The sequence below is a fragment of the Anatilimnocola aggregata genome (genome assembly GCF_007747655.1).
Taxonomy (GTDB): domain Bacteria; phylum Planctomycetota; class Planctomycetia; order Pirellulales; family Pirellulaceae; genus Anatilimnocola; species Anatilimnocola aggregata.
Genome location: NZ_CP036274.1, coordinates 5,269,722 through 5,290,455, shown reverse-complemented (window position 1 = coordinate 5,290,455; position 20,734 = coordinate 5,269,722). Strand labels below are relative to the sequence as shown.

15 protein-coding genes are annotated in these 20,734 nt (G+C 58.2%); 14 read left to right on the top strand and 1 reads right to left on the bottom strand.

Annotated features, from left to right (window positions below):
- Nucleotides 1–91: 91 nt before the first annotated feature.
- Complete coding sequence (locus ETAA8_RS35940) at nt 92–316, top strand: putative signal transducing protein (RefSeq protein ID WP_145092203.1); 225 nt, start codon at nt 92–94, stop codon at nt 314–316.
- A 292-nt stretch (nt 317–608) separates the two neighbouring features.
- On the opposite strand, the gene ETAA8_RS19695 is transcribed toward ETAA8_RS35940, so the two are convergent.
- The gene (locus tag ETAA8_RS19695; protein ID WP_145092199.1) at nt 609–2,108 is read right to left on the bottom strand and encodes an FAD-dependent oxidoreductase; all 1,500 of its coding nucleotides are present in this window, start codon (nt 2,106–2,108) and stop codon (nt 609–611) included.
- Between the two features lie 193 nt (nt 2,109–2,301).
- Here ETAA8_RS19695 and ETAA8_RS19690 point away from each other — a divergent pair, with 193 nt between their 5' ends.
- The 13 genes from ETAA8_RS19690 (at nt 2,302) to ETAA8_RS19625 (ending at nt 20,113) form a co-directional block, all read left to right on the top strand.
- On the top strand, nt 2,302–2,781 hold the full coding sequence (locus ETAA8_RS19690) for a TspO/MBR family protein (protein ID WP_145092197.1): 480 nt from the start codon (nt 2,302–2,304) through the stop codon (nt 2,779–2,781).
- Nucleotides 2,782–2,912: 131 nt separating this feature from the next.
- The gene (locus ETAA8_RS19685; protein ID WP_145092194.1) at nt 2,913–3,455 is read left to right on the top strand and encodes a cysteine hydrolase family protein; all 543 of its coding nucleotides are present in this window, start codon (nt 2,913–2,915) and stop codon (nt 3,453–3,455) included.
- Between the two features lie 53 nt (nt 3,456–3,508).
- Nucleotides 3,509–5,062 carry a sialate O-acetylesterase gene (locus ETAA8_RS19680; RefSeq protein ID WP_238397426.1) on the top strand — a complete coding sequence of 518 codons (1,554 nt, stop codon included), beginning with the start codon at nt 3,509–3,511 and terminating at the stop codon, nt 5,060–5,062.
- Nucleotides 5,063–5,215: 153 nt separating this feature from the next.
- On the top strand, nt 5,216–6,646 hold the full coding sequence (locus tag ETAA8_RS19675; protein ID WP_145092191.1) for a sialate O-acetylesterase: 1,431 nt from the start codon (nt 5,216–5,218) through the stop codon (nt 6,644–6,646).
- Between the two features lie 72 nt (nt 6,647–6,718).
- The gene (locus tag ETAA8_RS19670) at nt 6,719–8,158 is read left to right on the top strand and encodes a sulfatase (protein ID WP_145092188.1); all 1,440 of its coding nucleotides are present in this window, start codon (nt 6,719–6,721) and stop codon (nt 8,156–8,158) included.
- A 518-nt stretch (nt 8,159–8,676) separates the two neighbouring features.
- Complete coding sequence (locus ETAA8_RS19660) at nt 8,677–10,143, top strand: arylsulfatase (protein WP_145092182.1); 1,467 nt, start codon at nt 8,677–8,679, stop codon at nt 10,141–10,143.
- 93 nt (nt 10,144–10,236) lie between these two features.
- The gene (locus tag ETAA8_RS19655) at nt 10,237–11,760 is read left to right on the top strand and encodes an arylsulfatase (RefSeq protein WP_202921107.1); all 1,524 of its coding nucleotides are present in this window, start codon (nt 10,237–10,239) and stop codon (nt 11,758–11,760) included.
- A 126-nt stretch (nt 11,761–11,886) separates the two neighbouring features.
- A complete protein-coding gene (locus ETAA8_RS19650) occupies nt 11,887–13,125 on the top strand; it encodes a sialate O-acetylesterase (protein WP_145092179.1) in 1,239 nt (412 codons plus the stop codon).
- Between the two features lie 73 nt (nt 13,126–13,198).
- Nucleotides 13,199–13,864 (top strand): SGNH/GDSL hydrolase family protein, encoded by a 666-nt coding sequence (locus ETAA8_RS19645; RefSeq protein WP_145092176.1) that lies wholly within the window; start codon nt 13,199–13,201, stop codon nt 13,862–13,864.
- Between the two features lie 59 nt (nt 13,865–13,923).
- A complete protein-coding gene (locus tag ETAA8_RS19640; protein ID WP_145092173.1) occupies nt 13,924–14,817 on the top strand; it encodes an alpha/beta hydrolase in 894 nt (297 codons plus the stop codon).
- 480 nt (nt 14,818–15,297) lie between these two features.
- Entirely contained in the window at nt 15,298–17,907 is a 2,610-nt protein-coding gene (locus ETAA8_RS19635; protein ID WP_145092170.1) for a DUF1592 domain-containing protein, read from the top strand.
- A 4-nt stretch (nt 17,908–17,911) separates the two neighbouring features.
- Nucleotides 17,912–19,306, top strand: a complete 1,395-nt coding sequence (locus ETAA8_RS19630; protein ID WP_202921106.1) for a DUF1552 domain-containing protein — start codon at nt 17,912–17,914, stop codon at nt 19,304–19,306.
- A gap of 3 nt (nt 19,307–19,309) precedes the next feature.
- Nucleotides 19,310–20,113 (top strand): SGNH/GDSL hydrolase family protein, encoded by an 804-nt coding sequence (locus tag ETAA8_RS19625; protein WP_145092164.1) that lies wholly within the window; start codon nt 19,310–19,312, stop codon nt 20,111–20,113.
- The last annotated feature ends 621 nt before the right edge of the window (nt 20,114–20,734 follow it).

The following is a 20,734-nucleotide window of genomic DNA, read 5'->3' as shown; positions in this document are numbered from 1 at the left end:
ACGCGGGGCTTTCCTTTGCTCACCCCGACCCTCTGGGATTTCCAGCGGGTACTCTTATCATCCTTTTCACCAAGCAGCGAAATCGCCCATCATGCAAGCACCAAATGAACTAGTGTCCGTCTATTCGACCAATAATGCCGTTGAAGCAGAAATTCTACGGACTGCATTGCATAGTGAGGGAATCAAATGCGAAATCGACGGGGAGAACCAGGCGGGGCTCACAGGCATTATCAGCATGGAAATCCGATTGCTGGTCCGCGCCGAAGACTCTGACCGCGCTCGCAAATACCTGGAGCAGCATCATCACGAACACTGATGCGATTCAACTGATGCACGCCAGGAAAAGGGAATTCGCGTTTGTAGTCGTGGCCAGCGTCCCCCTGGTTCTTCCCGGGTGACTGGGCGATTGCGTAGGTCGTGATCCTATGGCTGGCAATCGCGGGGACGACGTTCTTGTGTTGCTTCCGCTGACCTGATTTGCCACGAGTGACCCCATTGATGTATTTGCATCCGGACATAATGTCCGGATGCGGTAGTTGGAAAGTGCGACCGGTGCCGCGCTCTGCTGAGAACGAGTAGCGGCTTGTTGATGTGCCATCACGAATCCATTAGTCCCGTGCTTCTTGTGGTTCAGCCAGCCCTGCCAAGACTCTGCCGCACAGCCTTCCGCTGGTCATTGCCCAGGCAATGTGTAAACCGTGTCCCCACAGGATTTGACCGCCGAGACCGTTCTGTCCCACTGCGTATAGGCCTTCGATCGGCGTCCCTTGGTCATTCAGCACTTGGAATCGCTCATTGACCGCCGCGCCTCCCTCGGTGGTAGTGAAGTAGGCTTTGGCCGGTCCGAGCAATACCCAATCGCGGCCCTCCAGGGGGGCTATCTTGCTTTCGCGCCTCTGCGTGTTGAGTGAGTCAATACTTTCTTGTAACGACGACGCGATGATACCGCGCCGCTTCGCTATAGCCTCTAGCGTTCCAGCGCGGACCGCAATGTCGGAACGTAACCGCAGGTAATCATCGACATAGGCATAGGCAATTTGTGGGGCCGTGGAAATGAAATGCGGCCAAGCACTGTACCGCTGAATCAATCGCTGGTCGAGCAGGATGTAGCACAACTTTCCCGGTTGTGTAGCGATGGCGACTTCACGACTGGGTGAGTCCCGTTCGTCGCAGAATCGGCGTCCGAGTTGGTTAACGAGGATTGCGCCGTCGTCGAACAGGGCGTTCTCCGGGTGCTGCCAGGTGACTAACAGGCAGCGGATAAGAGCGTTGACGACGAACTTGGGCACGTAGGGCATCAACCAGCCCGTCAGCTTCGTCGCAATACCTCCGGTCGGCAGCAGGTTGAGGAAGGATCGACGGGACGGGGGAACAAAACGCAACTCGGGACCGTAGGTCACGTCCATGTTGATCAGGCGCGCCCCTGCCTGCTCGGCTAGACGGTGGCCATCGCCGGTTGAGAAGGGATTGATTCCCTCGATCTCCGCGAACCGATCTCCCTTGAAATTCTTGATCAGCTCCGGCGAGTTGGCGTAGTCCCCTGCCGCGAGGACCACGCCCCGTCTCGCTTGAAACTCTTGTTCTTTCCCGAATTGAATTGCAACGACGCCCACAATCCGGTGATCTTGGCAAACGAGACGCTCCACACCGGCGTTACACAGGATCACTCCACCGAGTTGCTGGAAGCGAGTTTGCAGAGTGGTGATGTAGGCTCTGGCGCCTGGCACGACGTTGTGCATCCTGGGCACTCGATTGGGCGGCTCTGGACTCGGGCCATGAAAGTTCAAGCCGAGGCGAGTTAACCACTGGAGCGTCTCCGCAGCGTGATCCAGAAAGTACCGCCTCAGCTCACGATTGTTTCGCTCTTCGATCTCGGCCGGAGCAAAGAGACCGGCGTCGTGTGCGTGATCCTCGGCAGTGTCCTCGATTCCTGCACGCGCTTGAAACTCCGTGTGATTCGCAGTAAACGACCCAACCGCGATGCCGGTGGTTCCACCCAGACTTCGCTGCTTTTCGAGCAACAGTACCCGCAGGCCATGCTCAGCCGCACTGACGGCCGTCGCCAACCCGCTGCCGCCGCCTCCGACGACAATAACATCCCAGTTCATCGGGCCTGATCCATCCTGCAATTGGGTAAGTTGATTTGGTGTGACGCCACAGTTTGGATCGGCGACGAGTTAGCACCGACTCCCGCTGAGCTAAGGCTGACCGACAATACGTAGCCCCAAACATCGCGAACGGCAACGAGGTAAGTTAGTATCGGGCTCAGAAGTAAACTAGCCGGAGACCAAGGAGAACGCGTTGACGGACCGCACCCGCTGGATAGGCCTCGTCATCTTCATCGCGATCTGCCTCGGTGCGGCTGCTCTCGGAGCCATCGCAACCACGCCTGAAATTGACGGCTGGTATCGGACGATTGAGAAGCCGTCCTGGAACCCACCCGACTGGATCTTCGGGCCGGTCTGGACGATGCTCTTCATCCTGATGGGGGTCGCTGCCTGGCTCGTTTGGCGACCGGCAGGTTTCGCGGCCGCCTCGACGCCACTGACGCTGTTCGCATTGCAACTCGCGCTGAACATCGCCTGGTCGTGGATCTTCTTCGGACTTCATCAGCCTGGCTGGGCATTTGCAGAGATCGTGCTCCTGTGGCTAGCGATCGCGGCGACGACGGCGGCGTTCTTTCGGTCATCTCTCGTCGCTGGTTCAATGATGCTGCCGTACCTAGCCTGGGTCAGCTTTGCGGCCGTGCTGAACTTCACGATTTGGCGAATCAACTCCTAAAAGGAATGGTCGCGAGTTGGCAGGCTACAATCCAGCGACTTGCTATTAACTCTGGTTCGACGCAAGATCGCCCACACGTTCGTTCCGTCCAACGCCTATTCGCCGCCATCGAAGCGGCCCGGGAACCTCCAATGAGTCGCGCTCTCCTCGTGATCGACGTTCAGAACGAATACTTCACCGGCGCGCTGCCGATCACGCACCCCGCAGGGCACTTGGAACAGATACTGGCTGCGATGGATGCAGCGGCAGGCCGGGTGCCCGTGATCGTCGTGCAGCATCACTTTCCGGATCCGGCCATGCCGTTCTTCCAGAAGGGCACTCCGGGCTGGGAACTGCATCCAGAGGTCAAAAGACGCCCCCATGCACTCCTGGTCGAGAAGACTATGCCGGGAAGTTTCACGGGCACGCTACTGGAAAGTTGGCTACGGGAACAGGGAATCGACACTGTCACGGTTGCAGGTTACATGACGCACATGTGCTGCGATACGACAGCCCGACAAGCGGTTCACCTCGGCTTGAAGGTGGAGTTTTTACGGGACGCAACAGGAACGCTCGCGCTATCGAACTCGGCGGGTGAGGTGACGGCCGAGGAACTCCACCGGTCCATCCTATGCGCTCAGCAGATGCTCTTGAGCGAAGTGCTCGACGTTTCGACGTGGATCAAGCGACTTTGAGGCATCGACTCGTATTCGCTTTCCAGAGAACGCACACCGGGAGGAAACGTCTTATGCACACGATCTCGAAAACAGTCAGGCACCGGGCTATTCGCGTTTGCCTCGCGACGATGACCATCCTTGTGTGGATCAGCGGCTACCCGGTTGCGCACGCGGAACTGAAGTTGGCCGGGATCTTCAGCGATCACATGGTGTTGCAGCGAGAACGCCCCGTCCCGGTTTGGGGATGGGCCGACAAAGGCCGAGTCGTCACGGTTCAGTTCGCTGACCAAATTATCACAGCGAAAGTGAACGACGATGGCACGTGGCAGGCGATCCTCAAGCCGTTGGCAGCGAGTGACGAGGCCCGGAAACTTGTTGCGGCTTGTGATGGCGAGACCGTAGTCGTCGCCGACGTCGTTGTCGGGGATGTTTGGCACGCGAGCGGCCAATCCAATATGGCTATGAACGTCCAGGCAGTGGCCAAGCACTTCTCACAGGCTGAAGCGGACATCGCAGCCGCAAAACTTCCCACCATTCGCTTCCGGCGAATCGACGAGCCGCAATCAGTGGTGCCAACCAAAGATATTCCGGTCAAAGCCGGTTGGTCTGTTTGCTCGCCGAATACGGTCGGCGGGTTCTCAGCGGCCGCGTTCTACTTCGCGAGAAAATTGCAGTTGGAACTGGCCGTTCCGATCGGAATCGTCGATACGTCGCGCGGAGGAACTCCGATCGAACCGTTCATCCCCCGCGCCGCGTTCAAGTCCCACCCCACACTGCTGCGAGAGTTGGAATTGGGGGATCAAGAAGATCTGCTCGGCATCTGGAAACTGCCGGGCGGCGTTCGAGCCCGCGATGCGAATTGGCTGCCGGGACGACTGTTTCATTCGCGTCTGGCGCCGATCAATCGGTTCGCGGTGCGCGGCGCAATCTGGTATCAGGGGGAATCGAACTGTGGCGATGGCGAAGATCCACGCGACTACCGACACAAGATGCGGGCGCTGATCACCGGCTGGCGAACCGAATTGGGGAACGACGCTCTTCCCGTCTACTTCGTCCAGCTTCCCGGCAGCGGCGCTCGGGCCGGTTGGCCGTATCTGCGCGAACAGCAGCGTCTGAGCATGGGTCTGCCGCACACGGGAATGGCGGTGTCCATTGATCTATTTCACGGGGACATTCACCCGCCGAACAAGTTCGATGTAGGGGAGCGACTCGCGCGGTTGGCTCTGGTCGATGAATACGGACGAAAAGTCCCTTCCAGCGGACCGCTGTTTGACCGTGTGGAAATCGCGGACGGCCGGGCCGTTGTGTTCTTTATGTACGCAGAGAGCGGCCTAATGACGGCGAGCAAGGACGGTCTCGCGGAACCCAAAGAAGATCGGGCGATCTCGCTAACGCACTTCGAGTTGGCGGACCAGGCAGGAACCTGGCATCCAGCCGACGCGACGATTCGCGGCACGACAGTCATCGTCCGCAACGAGCGTGTGCCACGTCCGGCAGCCGTGCGCTACGCCTACGCAATCAATCCGCAGCACTGCCGCCTCTACAATCGCGACGGACTACCCGCATCGCCGTTCTGTTCGCATCCGGAGCTTCTGAAGTTTGAACCGGATTTGCCGCGAGAATAGCCGCTCGGGTTCGCGGCCATGCTGAACTTCACGCTGTGGCGGCTTAATGCTGGATGAAATGCCAACTCACCAAGTTCTGACCACGGTCATGTTAAAATCGCTTATCGAATTTCTCATTGACCTCCGATCGACACTAATCCCAAAGTCACAACCATGAACATCCAGCGTTGCTGTCTCATCGTCACGCAAACGGTCCTCTGGGCCTCGGCCTGGGCGACAGCGTCCGTCTTTGCCACTGACAAGCCGGTCAAGGTCTACATCCTCTCTGGGCAGTCCAACATGGTTGGCATCGGCCAGGTGACGGGTGGCGGCAGTCGCTGGGGAGCGGAGTTCATCGACCCAATCCTGTCGGTGTATTCCGGTAAGTACGATCCGAAGACCGACTACGACAAGCTCGAACCAGTCAAGACGCTCAAGCTGGAGAGCTTCGGCGGCACCAATCCTACGCCGTATCCAGGTGGTGGAACGCAGATCGTGCGTGGGGACATTCAGATCACGACAACCGGCGTCTACGAGTTTCGCCCCGGCTACGTGGAGTCCACCCACAACATTATGGAAGTGGAGGGCAAGGAAGTTCACCGCCATGAACCTGGCAAGGATGCCGTCTATACGCATCTCAAGCTGACGGCTGGTAAGAAAGTCCACTTCAAGATTACGTACCTGACTGAACACGCGAACGGACTCGGCTGGCTGGCGCGGACGGATATTTCGGGAACACTTGCAACTGTCGTGAAGCAAGATGGCAAGTTTCCTTACCTTGTCGACAAGAAGGGTAACTGGGTTCAGCGCGACGACGTCTGGTACAAGGGCGTGGTCACGGCGACGGCGAACAAGTGGCTCAGCATTGGATGTGGGGCCGGTGACAACAATATCGGCCCTGAACTTGGCTTCGGGCACATGGTGGGCGACCATCACGATGAGCCGGTACTTCTCCTCAAGGCATCGCAGGGTAACCGCTCATTGGGCTGGGACTATCTGCCGCCCGGCAGCAAGCAGTTTGAGCAGGACGGCTATGTCTACGCGGGGTACAAGGACTCACCTGCGAAGTGGGAAACAGGATCGAAGCCTCAGCCCATCAACTGGTACGCAGGCAAGCAGTACGACGATTGCTTCGGCGAAGTTCACCGGGTGCTGAACAACTTCGACAAGGAGTTCCCGCACTGGAAGGGGCGCGGCTACGAGATCGCCGGTTTCGTCTGGTGGCAGGGGCACAAGGATGGCGGCGAACCGTACGCGAGCCGGTACGAACAGAATTTGATGCACCTCATCAAAGCACTGCGCAAAGAGTTTGCGGCGCCGCAGGCTCCGTTCGTCATCGCCACGATCGGTTTCGACGGCTGGAAATTAGCGGGGCCGCACAAAATCGTCGCCGAGGCCCAGCTTGCTGTCAGCGGCGACAAGGGGAAGTACCCGGAGTTCAAGGGGAACGTGCTGACGGTCGAGTCACGCGACTTTTGGCGTGAAGCAGACATATCGCCGAAGAACCAAGGCTACCACTACAACCAGAACGCCGAGACCTACATGCTTGTGGGTGAGGCGTTAGGTAAGGGGATGGTCGAACTGCTGAAGCAGGAGAAGAAGTAAACGCGTTGTCCCACACTCATTTAGCTACGACCAGCGTCCGAACCCGTTAGCCTCATTTCCTTGCAGCCTGCCATGAAACATGTTTTGTTTGCCGTCGCCCTGTATGTGTTTCAATCCGCCGTAGGCCTTGCGCAGGAATCTGCTCGACCGAATGTTGTCTTCATCCTCGCGGACGATCTCGGGTGGGCAGACACGACGCTCTACGGCCACACGAAGTTCTACAACACACCGAACCTTGAACGACTCGCCAAACGCGGGATGACGTTTACGCACGCATATTCGGCCAGTCCACTTTGCTCGCCGACCCGCTCGGCAATTCTGACTGGATTGAGCCCGGCCAGGACCGGCATCACGACACCGAACTGCCATCTTCCCCAAGTCGTTTTGAAGGCCACTGCGGGAGTGTCAGCGCCGCCCTCTGCCAAGTCAGTCCAGCCGGAAACAGTGACGCGACTGAAAACGGACTATGCCACGCTGGCAAAATCGCTCAAGGCTGCAGGCTATGCGACGGGGCACTTCGGTAAGTGGCATCTGGGGCACGAACCCTATTCGCCCCGGGAACATGGATTCGACGTCGATATTCCTCATCATCCTGGGCCTGGACCTGCTGGGAGCTATGTAGCGCCTTGGAAGTTCAAGGATTTCGACCCCGATCCCAACGTGCCCCATCAGCATATTGAAGACCGCATGGCCAAGGAGGCGACGGCGTGGATCGAACAGCACAAAGATGAGCCGTTCTTCCTCAACTATTGGATGTTCAGTGTTCATGCCCCCTTTGATGCCAAGCGGGATTTGATTGAGAAACATCGTGGCCGGGTGAATCCGAAAGATCCTCAGCGTAGTCCCACCTATGCCGCGATGGTGGAGAGCATGGATGATGCCGTGGGGACGCTGCTCGACACGCTCGATCGACTCAAGCTCGCCGATAACACGATCATCATCTTCACGTCCGACAACGGCGGCAACATGTATAGCGAGTTGGACGACACGGTGCCGACCAGCAATGCGCCGCTGCGGGGCGGGAAAGCAACGATGTTCGAGGGCGGGACACGAGTGCCATGTGTCGTATGCTGGCCCGGTGTGGTCGAGGCTAACTCGAAGACCGCCGTTCCGCTCCAGAGTGAAGATTACTATCCGACGCTGTTGGATGGCCTAGGTATTTCGCCCGCGAAGGAGCAGCTGTTCGATGGCATGAGCATCCTGCCAGTTTTGAAAGGTGAGAAGTTCGCCGATCGCCCGCTCTTTCAGTATTTTCCCCATTCACCACCCGTGCCAGACTGGCTGCCACCTTCAGTCTCGGTGCATCGCGGCGATTGGAGGCTGATTCGCATCTTTCATGGTGGTGACAAAGAGTCGCATCATCATCTGCTGTACGATTTGCGTGCTGACATCAGCGAGACAAACAATCTCGCCGACGCGAAACCGGGGCCTAGCAATGTATCGGCCAGAGGACATCGGGAAACCCAAAGCCCGCGACCAGCGGACAGCACCCAAAAAGGTCAACGAGCGTAACGACCCAGGAGCGATCCCTGGATTACAAGGTTGGAAAGCACGGGGGTGCGATGTCCGTATTGCAGACGGGGTTGCGACGGTCAACGGTACGAGCGAAGCCCCTTTCTTCGGTTTTGCTCCTGGCGTTCTCGATGGCGAGGCGAAACTGGTGGTTCGCATGCGCGGTGGAAGTGGCAAAGGTTGGGTTGAATGGCTTCCAGGTAGCGATGCGAAAACTGCGAGGAAGTCGGAAGCCTTTGCAGCAGAGGAGCATACCTGGACGGAGCGCGAACTGAAGATCCCCGCCCGGCGCGGCGAATCCGGAGTCTTGCGCCTCTATCTTCCGGCTGGTAGCAAGCCGGTTGAGGTCGACTGGATTGAACTGAACTCCCAAAGCGGCAAACGAAGCTGGAATTTCTAGCCACCGTCGATCAGACAAGTCGGTTGCAACTGGGTCTACGTGGTGTTCCGCCCAAATCCCTTCACAGCTCATCGATATTCGACTTCACTTTCATCTGGTCCAGCAAACAGGACGACTAATGAAAACGCTCTCCTCACTCTTCCTGATTACGCTCTGCGCTGTCATCGCGCTAAACACCACGGCAGCTTCCCCACCTAACGTCATTTACATCATGGCGGATGAACTCGGTTACTACGAACCAGGCTTCATGGGTGGCAAGAACATCCAAACGCCGAACCTCGACAAGATGGCGGCCGAGGGAATCATCTTCCGTAATTTGTTCGCTGGTTCCTCTGTATGTGCGCCAACCCGCTGTTGCTTTCTGACCGGCAAACATAGCGGACATACGTCGGTGCGCGCGAATGGCGGCGGGACTCCCTTGCGAGGCGAGGAGGAAACGATTGCCTCGATGTTAAAGCCGCTGGGCTATGCGACGGGCGGATTCGGCAAGTGGGGTTGCGGCGGCCGCGACTCGACCGGCGTGCCTGAGAAGCACGGATTCGATGTCTTCCTCGGTTACTACGATCAAGTCCACGCGCACACTTATTACCCGCCCTATCTGATCCGCAATAGCGAAGAGGTCCCGTTGGCGGGTAACAACGGCGGCAGCCAAGGGAAGACTTACTCGCAGTATGTCATTCACGGCGAGGCGATGAAGTTCATCCGTGAGCATAGCCGGCAGCCGTTTTTGGCGTACCTGCCCTATACGCCTCCGCACGGTAATTTCGACATTCCGGACGAAGATCCCGCCTGGTCAATTTACAAAGACAAGCCGTGGTCCGAGCTGGCCCGCCGCTATGCTGCCATGGTCACGCTCGTGGACCGGCAGGTCGGTGAAGTGCTGGCGCTCTTGAAGGAGCTCGGGATCGAGCAGAATACCCTCGTGTTTTTCAGTGGCGACAACGGCGGCAACGATTACTTCAAATCCGCGGAACATCCTCGCGGCCTGCATCTGGCCAACAAGCACCCCCAGACTGGAGTCGAGTATCGGGGCACCAAAGGGACGCTCTATGAAGGTGGCGTTCGGGTTCCCTTCATTGCTCGTTGGCCCGGCAAAATGCCGGCCGGGCGAGTGAGCGAACACCTGGGCTATTTTCCGGACGTGTTACCCACGATTGCCGAAGTTACCGGAGCTAAGGCACCCGCTGGTATTGATGGCCTCTCGATCTTACCCGAGTTGATCGGTGAATCAGCCGCAGGCCGCAAGCAGGCGACGCACGATTATCTCTATTGGGAGATCAACGGCTGGACCGCAATCCGGCAAGCCAATTGGCGCGCGGTTCGTCCGCGCGCAGCGCAATCTTGGGAACTGTATGACCTGTCCACCGACCCGAGCGAATCCAAGGATCTGGCAGCTGCGCAGCCCGCGGTGCTCGCTAAGTTGACTGACCTGGCCAGGCAGGCTCACCAGCCGGTTCAGGAAGGGACGTTTGCTGCGACGGACCGTCACGAACGCGATCGGCGTGCCAAATTCGGCAAGCACGATGAACCTGAACCTGCCAAAGGAGCGCCCCAGAAAGGCAACAAAAAGAAAGCAGCAAAGTGAGCGCTCCGGCGTAAGTCCATCGCTCCGTCGACGATCTTCGTTGCTTAAACTGGGACCATTCCGAAATCGCATTTAACTCTTTGGGAGACAACTATGCTTCGGCAAGGAATGTCATTTCATCTGCTCCTCGCTTGCCTCGTAGGGAGTGTTGTCCTCGGCGCGAATAACCGCGCGGCCTCCGCCGATCGCGCGACCATGGCGGGTTCGAAGCCGAATATTGTTTTGGTCATGCCGGACGACATGGGCTGGGGAGACATTGCCGCGCATGGCAATCCACTGATCAAAACACCGAACCTTGACCGGCTGTATGCCCAGGGCACACACTTCACGGATTTTCATGTCAGCCCAACCTGCGCTCCGACGCGGTCGTCGCTCTTGAGCGGGAGGCATGAATTCAAGAATGGTGTCACGCACACGATCAACGAACGCGAGCGGATGGCGCTCACGACCATCACCCTAGCTCAGGTTCTGAAGTCGGCCGGTTACACGACCGGCATCTTCGGGAAATGGCATCTGGGCGACGAAGAGCCTTATCAGCCGCAGAATCGCGGATTCGACGAAGTGTTCATTCATGGCGCCGGCGGCATTGGTCAGTCTTATCCCGGCAGTTGCGGTGATGCGCCGAACAACAAGTATTTTGATCCCGCTATTCGCCACAACGGCACTTTTGTGAAGACGAAGGGCTATTGCACTGATCTGTTTTTCGCGCAAGCGATGAAGTGGATCAAGGCGAATCGCAGCGAGAGCAAGAGCACTCCGTTTTTTGCCTACATCACGCCGAATGCTCCGCACGGGCCGCTGGTTAGTCCCGGAGCGCAGTACGACAAGCTCTATGAAGGAAAAGAAATCGGCGGCAAGCAACTGGCCGCTGGCGATGTTGCCTACTACTCAATGATCACGAACATCGACGACAACATCGGCAAGGTGCTGGCACAGCTCAAGGAGTTGGACATCGAAAACGACACGCTCGTGATTTTTATGAGCGACAATGGCGGCACGCACACACGACTGTATAGCGGCGGTTATCGCGCCGGCAAAGGCTCGATGTATTCCGGCGGCACGCACTCGCCGGCGTTCTGGCGCTGGCCGAGTAAGCTCGCAGCAGGTGTTGATTGCTCCGCACTGACCGCGCACATCGACATCCTCCCCACGCTGGCTGAACTCGCCGGCGTTAAGCTAAGCGCCGACCTGCAGAAACAAGTGGAGGGGCGAAGTCTGCTGCCGTTGTTGGCAGATCCCAATGCCCAATGGGCGGATCTTACGCTGGTCACCCATGTCGGCCGTTGGGCCAAAGGGCAAGTGGCCCAGTCGAAGCACAAGAGCTCGTCAATCCGCGATAGCCGCTTCCGGCTGGTGGAAGACCGGGAGCTATACGATCTGCAAGCCGATAGGGGCGAAACGACCAACGTCATCGACAAGCATCCTGACGAGGTTGCGAAGCTCCGCTCGGCCTACGACGATTGGTGGACCGACGTGCAGCCGCTACTGGTCAATGAAGACGCCGTTGGGCCCAAGGTCAATCCTTACAAAGAACTGTATTGGAAGCAATTCGGCGGTGGGCCGGACGACCCGACGAAAAACGACTCGCCGAAGAAGAAAGGGAAAGGGAAGAAATGAGCAACCTGCTATGGCCGCTCGGGCTGTTGCCGATTCGGAGTTCAAGACTCCCAATCTCGATCGACTGGTTCGCGCGGTGAAGAGATAGTTTTCCTCGTGTTTCAACAAGTTATAGCCATTCAGACCATGAAACTTATCCCCACTCTCGTTGTGCTCTCTGTACTCGTATGCGGCCAATTACTCGCGGTTGAAAGAAAACCTCTGAAGGTCTTCATTCTTGCCGGTCAATCGAACATGGAGGGGCATGCAAAGATCGAGACCTTTGACTACATCGGCGACGATCCGGCCACCGCACCGCTTTTGCAGCAAATGCGCGGTGCAGATGGCAAACCGCGCGTGTGCGATCACGTTTGGATCTCCTACTTCACCGGCAGGTATGACGGCAGCGCCAATGGCGAGGGAATCGGCAAGCTCACCGCAGGCTTCGGCGCGCGAGGCGATAAGCCGACGGAGGACGGCGGGAAAATCGGCCCGGAATTTACCTTTGGCCTCACGATGGACGCCGCGCTCAAGGAACCTGTGCTCATCATCAAGACGGCGTGGGGCGGCAGGAGCCTGAACACCGAGTTTCGCCCGCCGAGCGCGGGGCCTTACGAGTTCAGCGAGGCGCAGCTCGCGCAAATGCAGAAACAGGGGAAGGACATCGCCGCTGAGAAAGCGTTGAAGGCAAAGGAGACCGGACGCTTCTACCGCTACATGGTCGAGCATGTGAAATCAGTGCTCGCAGACCCGAAGCGCGTCTGCCCGGCTTATGACCCTGCGGCTGGCTACGAAATCTCGGGCTTCGTGTGGCTGCAAGGCTTCAACGACCTCGTGGACGGCAACACTTATCCGACAGGCCAGGACGGCAAGACGCGTGACTACACGAATTACAGCAAGTGGATGGCAGACTTCATCCGCGATGTACGCAAGGATTTGTCCGCGCCGAAAATGCCCTTCGTCATCGGCGTGCTCGGTGTTGGCGGCTTGAAGGCCAACGAAAGCACGATCGCCTTCCGCAAGGCGATGGCTGCGCCGACGGCGTTACCGGAGTTCAAAGGAAACGTTGCCGCCGTGGAGACCGCGCCGTTCTGGGCCGAGGAACTTGCGGCCATTGATGAAAAACGCGGCAAAATCAAAGCGATGGCCGCCACTCTCAAAAACAAAGGCAAGAATGGCCCGAACAAGGACGGCACCATGACCGACGCGCAGCAGAAGGAATATCTCAAGAAGTATGAAGCCGAAGTGATCTCGCCAGAGGAGGCCGCCAAGTGGACACGCGGAGCCTCCAACGCTGGCTATCACTACCTCGGCTGCGCGAAGACGTTCGCGCTCATGGGCCAGGCGTTTGCGGAAGCGAACCTCGCGATGTTGAAAGACCAGTGATACCGATGATAAGTAGGGCTCCAAAAGCCAAGCAGAAGAGAAAATCAAAAGCCCAACAATGAAACCCAGAACCATGAAACTCTTTGCGCTGATTATCCCCTTAGTCCTCGCCGTTTTTTTGGCGGGGCCCGCCCATGCTCGAAAGCGCGGCCAGCCGGCTGGCGACCCGAAATTGCCACGCGTGCTGCTCATCGGCGACTCCATCTCCAAAGGCTACACACCCGAAGTGCAGAAGCTGCTGGCGGGCAAGGCCAACGTCCATCGCATCCCGACAAACGGCGGGCAGACGACCAAAGGTTTGGAGAATCTGAAGGCCTGGCTCGGTGACGGCAAATGGGATTTGATCCATTTCAACTGGGGTCTCCACGATCTCAAGTTCGGCACTGACGGCAAGAACTTTGTGTCTCCCGAAGACTACGAGAAAAACCTCCGCGAACTGGTCAGCCGACTTAAGGCCACCAACGCGAAGCTGATCTGGTGCGCCACAACGCCCGTGCCGGACGGCGACTTGAAACCCGGTCGCAAAAACAGCGATGTCCTCGCCTACAACGCCATCGCCAGGAAGATCATGGACGAGAACGGCGTCGCGATTGACGATCTCTACACGTTTGCACTGCCGCAGTTGAAGCAGATCCAACTGCGTGCCAACGTACATTTCTCGCCAGGAGGTTCCGCCGTGCTGGCCAAACAAGTGGTTGCCAGCATTGAGCCCGCGCTGCCGAAACCGACCACACCGTGAGCCGCAAGCCCCAACACTCGCCAACGTAAATTCACTGGCAACAAACCCGAGGGACCACCATGAATGATCGTGAACAGAACCCAACTCCAATACTTCAACACCGATACCCTCGGAAATCCATCGTCTTTCTCGTGCTCTGCCTCGTCGCCGCGCCGCTTTTCGCTCGGTCTTCTTATCCTCCTATATTGAAAGACGCCCGCGTCGAGACGTACCGAAAGATCGGCTCCACCGAGCTGAAGCTTTGGATCTTCGGGGAATCGGACCCCAAGACGCCGAAGCCCGCGATTGTGTTCTTCTTTGGCGGTGGTTGGCATGGGGGTTCACCGGATCAGTTCGAAAAGCAGGCCCGGCATTTCGCCAATCGCGGCATGATCGCCATCACCGCCGACTACCGAGTGGAGTCCCGGCATGGCGTACAAGTGGTGGAATGCGTGAAAGACGCCAAGGCCGCCATCGCCTGGGTCCGGGAAAATGCTCAGCGTCTCGGCATTGATCCGGACAAGATTGCCGCCTCCGGAGGTTCCGCCGGTGGTCACCTCGCCGCCGCCACCGGCACGATCACTGGTTTGGGCAGCGACGAACGTCCGAACGCCATGATCCTCTTCAACCCTGCCACCACGCTCGCTCCCATCGCGGGCTGGCAACCCACAGGGGTCAGGCCAGGGAAGCTCAGCGTCAAACGATTTGGCGTGGCGGCAGAGGTGATCTCGCCGACACATCACATCGGCCCGCACACGCCGCCGACCCTGGTCCTTCATGGCAGGGAGGACACCACGGTTCCCTACGCTTCCGTCGTCGCGTTCGAGAGTGCGATGAAGAAGGCAGAAAGGCAGTGCAAACTGGTCGGCTACGACGGTGCGGGACACACTTTCTTCCGTCGCGCCGAGTATTACGACGAGACGCTCGCTGATGCCGAAGGTTTCCTTGTCGATCTCGGCTGGTTCAAGAAGTGAAGTCTCGCAACCAACGAGCCGAACAAGATGGTCAACCCGAGCGTCGGAGTCACCATCGGGGCGAACCGCGTCTACTACTTTGAGAGCACCGCCAGCCCCAGCTTGATTTGGGTCAGACTCGAAAAGTCGACCTAAGGGAAGGTTCGGGCGTGCGCAAGCTAACGCTTGTTGGAAAGCCCGATGTTGGAAGAGTTCAGACCGCCAATTTGGAGCGGTCGGCGCCGTTTAAGTTCCTCGCGCAGCCAGCGAACAATCCATATAAACGTCCGTCGTCGTCATCACTGCTAGTTCCGCGAGGTTCATTCCGTGGACGGTTCCTCTCGATTTTCTAGACCGAAAGGGTCTCGAACGCAGCAACTAGTCTTTCAGAAAACGGTTACAGCACTCGCAAAAGAGAATGCTTTTGCGCAATCTGTTCCCCTCGGGGAGCCGCTTGTCCGTGGTCGATCAATTAGGCCATCAGTAGACTACAATGCCTTCATGAACCGACAAACACACGTTGCAACTACTGCAGTCCTGTTTTTCCTTGCACATTGCCTCGGAACTGCGTGGCAAGCCAAGTCCGAGGCTGCGGACGAGCTGGGCAAGAACCGCGCCGTCGCTGCCAAGGAAGGGGACGCTCAGTCCATCGCCCCAGGTCTGCCGGGATTCCAAGACGGCGTCAGCCCGTTCTTCCAGACCTACTGCGTCAAGTGCCACGGGCCGGAGAAAAGCAAGGGCAAGATCACGCTGCACTCGCTCGATGGCGACTTGTCGAAGGGGCAGGAGCTCGAGAAGTGGGAGGCTGTGCTGGAGATGCTCGAGTCCGGTGAGATGCCGCCCATCGACGAGTCTCAGCCCACTAAGGCCCAGACCCAAGCGGTGAAGCATTGGATCGAGTCGGGGATGCGCGATTACGTACTCAAGGCCAGCGCCGAGAAACGCGAAGCGAGAACGCGCAGGCTGACCAACGTCGAATACGAGAACACGATCAGCGATCTGCTGGGTTTCGAGTTTGACGTCATCGACGATTTGCCCGAAGACCCAAAGCACTATTACCACTTTAACAACACCGCCGAGCTGATGCGGATCGGCCCGGAGCAACTGGACCGCTACCTGGAGGTTGCGCGCAAGGCGATGCGTGCTGCAATCGTTGATCGCGAGAAGCCGGAGGTCTTCAAGTGGCGCGGTGAGTGGACCGCCGTCGGTAGTGATAAGGGGCTTGGTGAGGACGAGATAACCGCCTTCTCGGGTAAAGCAATTAGCTTGAGTGGCGCTCCAAGGCACGGCGAGTTCCGTCTTCGGTTCTCGGCATCTGCGATCCCGCCGGCCGGGCACGACGAAGCGACCCTTCAATTGAATATGGGCGATTACCAGGGCGGAGACCACAACGAAAAAGCATCCAAAAACATTGCAACATTCACGCTCAATAACAGCCCCGATGAGCCTAAGAACTTCGAGTTCCGCGGCCGAATTGAGAACCACCCCTTCTCAACGGAACTAGAAACTAAGGGAGTCAATAAGGGCAAGCATATTGATAAGAGGACTATGAGGGTAAACGTGATCTATGACGACGGTACGCTTAACGATGGCCAACATTATGCGTTTACCCGCCAGATGACGATGCCGCGTGCCGTGGTCAACTGGATCGAGTTTGAAGCGCCGGTGACCGACGTGTGGCCGCCCAAGCACCACACCGAAATCTTGTTCGACTCGCCGCTACGAGACACCGACGAGCTCGCCTACGTCCGTGCTGTGCTGCGGCGCTTCATGGCCCGGGCCTACCGGCGGCCTGTCACCGAGCAGGAGGTCGAGCGGTTCGCCAAAATCTACAGCCTGATCCGCCCGAGCATGGAGACGTTTGAGGCGGCGATGCGCGAGACCCTTGCCAAGGTACTCATCGCGCCGCGGTTCCTGTATCACACGGAGTCGGACCCGGCGACGGAGGAGCACTACGCGATGGCCTCCCGCCTCTCGTACTTCCTCTGGGCGTCGATGCCCGACCGGGAGTTGCTTGAGCTCGCGGCGCAAGAAAAGCTCACTGACCCTGCCGTGATCGAACGGCAGGTGTCGCGGATGCTCAAGGACGAGCGAGCGCTGCAGTTTGTTGAGGACTTCACGCTCCAGTGGCTGAGCATCGAAAAGACGTTGACCGTCCCGATCAACACCCAGCTCTACCCACGGTTCCTGTATCGGGTCCCGATCGGCGAGACGGCCGGGACCGAGATGCCCTACCGCCCATCGACGCGCGACTACATGTTACAGGAGACCGTCGGCTTCGTCGGCGAGTTGATCCGTAGCAACGCGAGTGTTCTCAATGTCGTGGACTCGGATTTCGCCTACCTCAATGAACGGCTCGCAAAGCACTACGGCGTTGAGGGAGTCAAGGGCATGAACATGCGCCCGGTTCCGATCAAGCCCGAGCATCAGCTCGGCGGCTTGCTTACGCACGGCTCAGTGCTGATCGGCAACGGCACGGGCACGGCTCCGCACCCGATCTACCGCGCGGTCTGGCTGCGCGAGGCGATCCTGGGCGACACCGTTGCACCGCCCCCGTCCGAGGTCCCGGCACTTAGCGACTCAGCCGGGGCGTCGCTGGAGCAGGCACTCTCGATTGCCCAACTCCTGAAAAAGCACCGCACAGTCGAGTCCTGCAACAATTGTCACTTCCGACTCGATCCTTGGGGTATCCCGTTCGAGGAGTACAACGCCATCGGCAGGCATCAGCCCAAGGTGCCCAAGGACGGTATGCGCGTCAACGGCTTCAACGCCCAACAGCACATCGACCTCGCCGGCTACCACGCCTATCTCAACTCGATCAACGTCGTCGAGGTCGATGCTAAGTCCCGCGTTCCGCACGGCCCGGAAGTCAACGGGATGCGCGAACTCAAGGCACACTTGCTTAAGGATCGGAAAAATGAAATCGCCAGGAACGTGATCCGCCGTTTGTTATCCTACGGTATCGGCAGGCACCTGACGTACCGTGATCGGTTCGCAGTGCAAGAACTATTTGAGGAGGCCAAAGCGAAAGACTTTGGCATGCGCGACATTCTCATCTCGATCTGCAAGAGCAATGTCTTTCGAGATTCAATACCAACGAAAGCAGACTAAACCCATGGCACAGAAATCCTGGCACCTCAACCGACGAGGCTTGCTCAAAGGCGCGGGCGTGGCGCTGGCGCTGCCTTACCTCAGTGCGATGGAAGGCGTGGCTAAAGTAGCTACCAGCGTCACGGGCAAACAGGCCCCCAAACGCTTCCTGGCGACGTACATCTCCTACGGCGTGTACATGCCTGATGGTCAGAGTGGCGTCTCGCGCAAGAAGCCGGATGGCACGTACGATCACCACGAGTGGAGCTGGTGGCCTCAGGGATCGCCGGGCAAGATCGAATCTTTCAATAAATCTTCCGAGCCGTTCGAGCCGCTGAAAGACCATGTCACCTACCTGCGCGGCCTGGACCACAAGGGCGGGTACAAGCTGGGTGGACATAGCAGCGGCGATGTGTTCCTGACCGGCGCGGACATGGCCGAGGTCGAGACGACCAACAACATCTCCATCGATCAGCTCATGGCCAAACACCTGGGCCACCTCACGCGCCATGACTCGTTGGTCATGGGTACCGAAGGCGGCACGGGGTCGTATCAAAGATCCAAGACGCTCTCGCACCGCGGTCCGGGCAAGGCGATCCCCTCGCTGCACAAACCGCAGGAGATCTTCAACCGCCTGTTCAACCCCTACGGCGACAAGGGAATCGAACAGGTCCGGGCCGGCCTCAAGCGCGACGCAAGCATCCTCGACCTGCTCACGGAAGACAGCAAGAGCTTCCACGGACAGCTGGGAGTTGAAGATAAGCGGAAGATGGATGAGTATCTCGAATCCGTCCGCGAAATCGAGCAGCGGGTCGAGCGCAATAGCCAGTGGACCCACACGCCGCTGCCGGGAGTTGACACCAAAGGCCTGAACCTGGAAGTCAACCACGGGGGACGCCCCGCTGATTATATCCGCGTGATGTATGACCTGGCCTATCTCGCGTTCGTCACGGACCAGACTCGCCTGGCAACCTTCATGACCGAGAGCGAATATTCCCAGGACAGCGAGCTCTGGAACTACGCCAACTACGCGCTGGGCTACAAGGGCGCGACCCACGACATTTCGCACAAGCGGCCTGCCGACTTCTCCGGCCAGTGGGACCGCTGGCGCAACGACAATCACGCCTACTTCCTCAAGCGACTTGCCAATACGAAAGAGGGCGACGGCACGATGCTCGACAACACACTGGTCCTCTATGGCTCGGCCCATCCACACGACGCGCACAGCGGCCATAACTATCCGCTGCAGCTCGCGGGCGGCAAGAACATGGGATTCCAGCACGGCCATCTGCACGAGTTTGTCGATAACAAAAAGGTACCGCTGACAAATCTGTTTGTAACGCTGCTCCAGGCGATGAACATCCCCACCGACAAGTTTGCCGACAGCACCGGCACACTGAACCAACTACTGAGGTCGTGATTGATGTTCTATGAGTTACGCAACATCGCGGTGGTCCTGCTGGCCCTGCTCTGCGCGCCACTGTACGCGCAGCAGGGCAAGCCCGCTCTACCCAGCGTGCTGATCATCGGCGACGCTGTTTATCAGCAGCACGCGGGGGGGACAATCAACGAACTCAAAGACCAAGCGAAGGTGCAGTTCGCCAAATGGCCCAAAGGTGTGCTTCCTAGTTCGACCAACGCGATTGAGCACCTCGACCTGTTGCTGGGGATCAAGGACTCTGCCGGCAAAGCGGTACCCGAAGACAAACGCTCGGCGTGGGACCTGATCCACTTCAATGTCGGGCTCGGCGATCTGATCTACTGTGTGCCGAACCTCAAATCGCACCGTGCCCAACCGCATAATGCTGGCGGGGTGATCCGAACGGGCGCGAAGCAGTACGAAAACAATCTGGACACGCTGGTTCGTCTGCTGAGGCAGAAAGCGCCCCATGCAAAAATTGTCTGGGCCAACACAACACCGATCCGTCACTCGCGTGAAAACGTGTTCAAACTAGGTACGGAGGTTGAATACAACCGGATCGCCGAGCAAGTGATGACCAAGCACAGCGTGCCGGTGAATGATATGTACAGCTACGCCAGATCGATCATTGACATGGACAAGCCTGCGGCCCACGGAGTGGACCCATTCCACTTCGACGGCAAGCCCATCGTCGCGCCGATCATAAATGCAATTTCACGCGAGCTGAATATGCCCATCAAGAAGCCGGTCGAAGGGCTTTCTGTGCCAGCGAGCCTCGATCGTGGAGCCGGACAAACTTCAAAATGACTCCTCGCTACACTCACTACGGCCCGCCCGGAGTCAAATTTGCCGATAGCAGATAACCTCTGCTTCGAAAAACTGGACTTTTCATCGCCCAGATTCTCCGCGTGCTCATCGCTTCTTTTGATCTTTTTGCAGAGAAAGCACCCTAGAGCAAGGACGAGTCCGACCATGTCGTGACCGCTTTGGTTGAAACAGTTTATATGCGGACAAGAACGTTGGACGCTGGCACCGCCTTCGAAACTCGACAGATCGAATACGTGATCGAACTGGATGTTCTGGTAGTGCAACAAGGCGAGAAAGCCAAGGTTGACAAGCGTTTCTATGTCCACTGTTTCAAACGCGATGACTCGGCACTCAAGCCTAGGGCACGGTAGTCGTTGCACCTGTGAACTCCAAGGCTCAGACGGTGAGGCCAGACACCGTGATCTTGCACAGCCGGTCCGACGACGTGATTCTCTGTTCTGATTCGGAAGAATTGGCGGTGAACAGCGGGGCCATGTTGGTTAAAGTCGGCACCGATCATCGGCTGGCTGCCCCGGAGCCACTGATGGCGATGCTGAAGGCGTGTGGGGGTGTTGTCGCAAAGAGGGACGACCGATGATCGATGTTCGGACATTGTTGCTG

Excerpts from the sequence above, each read along its gene's own strand:
- ETAA8_RS35940 (WP_145092203.1), top strand. The coding sequence starts at position 92 with ATGCAAGCACCAAATGAACTAGTGTCCGTCTATTCGACCAATAATGCC.
- ETAA8_RS19655 (WP_202921107.1), top strand. The coding sequence starts at position 10,237 with ATGCTTCGGCAAGGAATGTCATTTCATCTGCTCCTCGCTTGCCTCGTA.
- ETAA8_RS19635 (WP_145092170.1), top strand. The coding sequence starts at position 15,298 with ATGAACCGACAAACACACGTTGCAACTACTGCAGTCCTGTTTTTCCTT.
- ETAA8_RS19630 (WP_202921106.1), top strand. The coding sequence starts at position 17,912 with ATGGCACAGAAATCCTGGCACCTCAACCGACGAGGCTTGCTCAAAGGC.
- ETAA8_RS19670 (WP_145092188.1), top strand. The coding sequence starts at position 6,719 with ATGAAACATGTTTTGTTTGCCGTCGCCCTGTATGTGTTTCAATCCGCC.
- ETAA8_RS19695 (WP_145092199.1), bottom strand. The coding sequence starts at position 2,108 with ATGAACTGGGATGTTATTGTCGTCGGAGGCGGCGGCAGCGGGTTGGCG.
- ETAA8_RS19645 (WP_145092176.1), top strand. The coding sequence starts at position 13,199 with ATGAAACTCTTTGCGCTGATTATCCCCTTAGTCCTCGCCGTTTTTTTG.
- ETAA8_RS19640 (WP_145092173.1), top strand. The coding sequence starts at position 13,924 with ATGAATGATCGTGAACAGAACCCAACTCCAATACTTCAACACCGATAC.
- ETAA8_RS19660 (WP_145092182.1), top strand. The coding sequence starts at position 8,677 with ATGAAAACGCTCTCCTCACTCTTCCTGATTACGCTCTGCGCTGTCATC.
- ETAA8_RS19675 (WP_145092191.1), top strand. The coding sequence starts at position 5,216 with ATGAACATCCAGCGTTGCTGTCTCATCGTCACGCAAACGGTCCTCTGG.
- ETAA8_RS19625 (WP_145092164.1), top strand. The coding sequence starts at position 19,310 with ATGTTCTATGAGTTACGCAACATCGCGGTGGTCCTGCTGGCCCTGCTC.
- ETAA8_RS19680 (WP_238397426.1), top strand. The coding sequence starts at position 3,509 with ATGCACACGATCTCGAAAACAGTCAGGCACCGGGCTATTCGCGTTTGC.
- ETAA8_RS19685 (WP_145092194.1), top strand. The coding sequence starts at position 2,913 with ATGAGTCGCGCTCTCCTCGTGATCGACGTTCAGAACGAATACTTCACC.
- ETAA8_RS19650 (WP_145092179.1), top strand. The coding sequence starts at position 11,887 with ATGAAACTTATCCCCACTCTCGTTGTGCTCTCTGTACTCGTATGCGGC.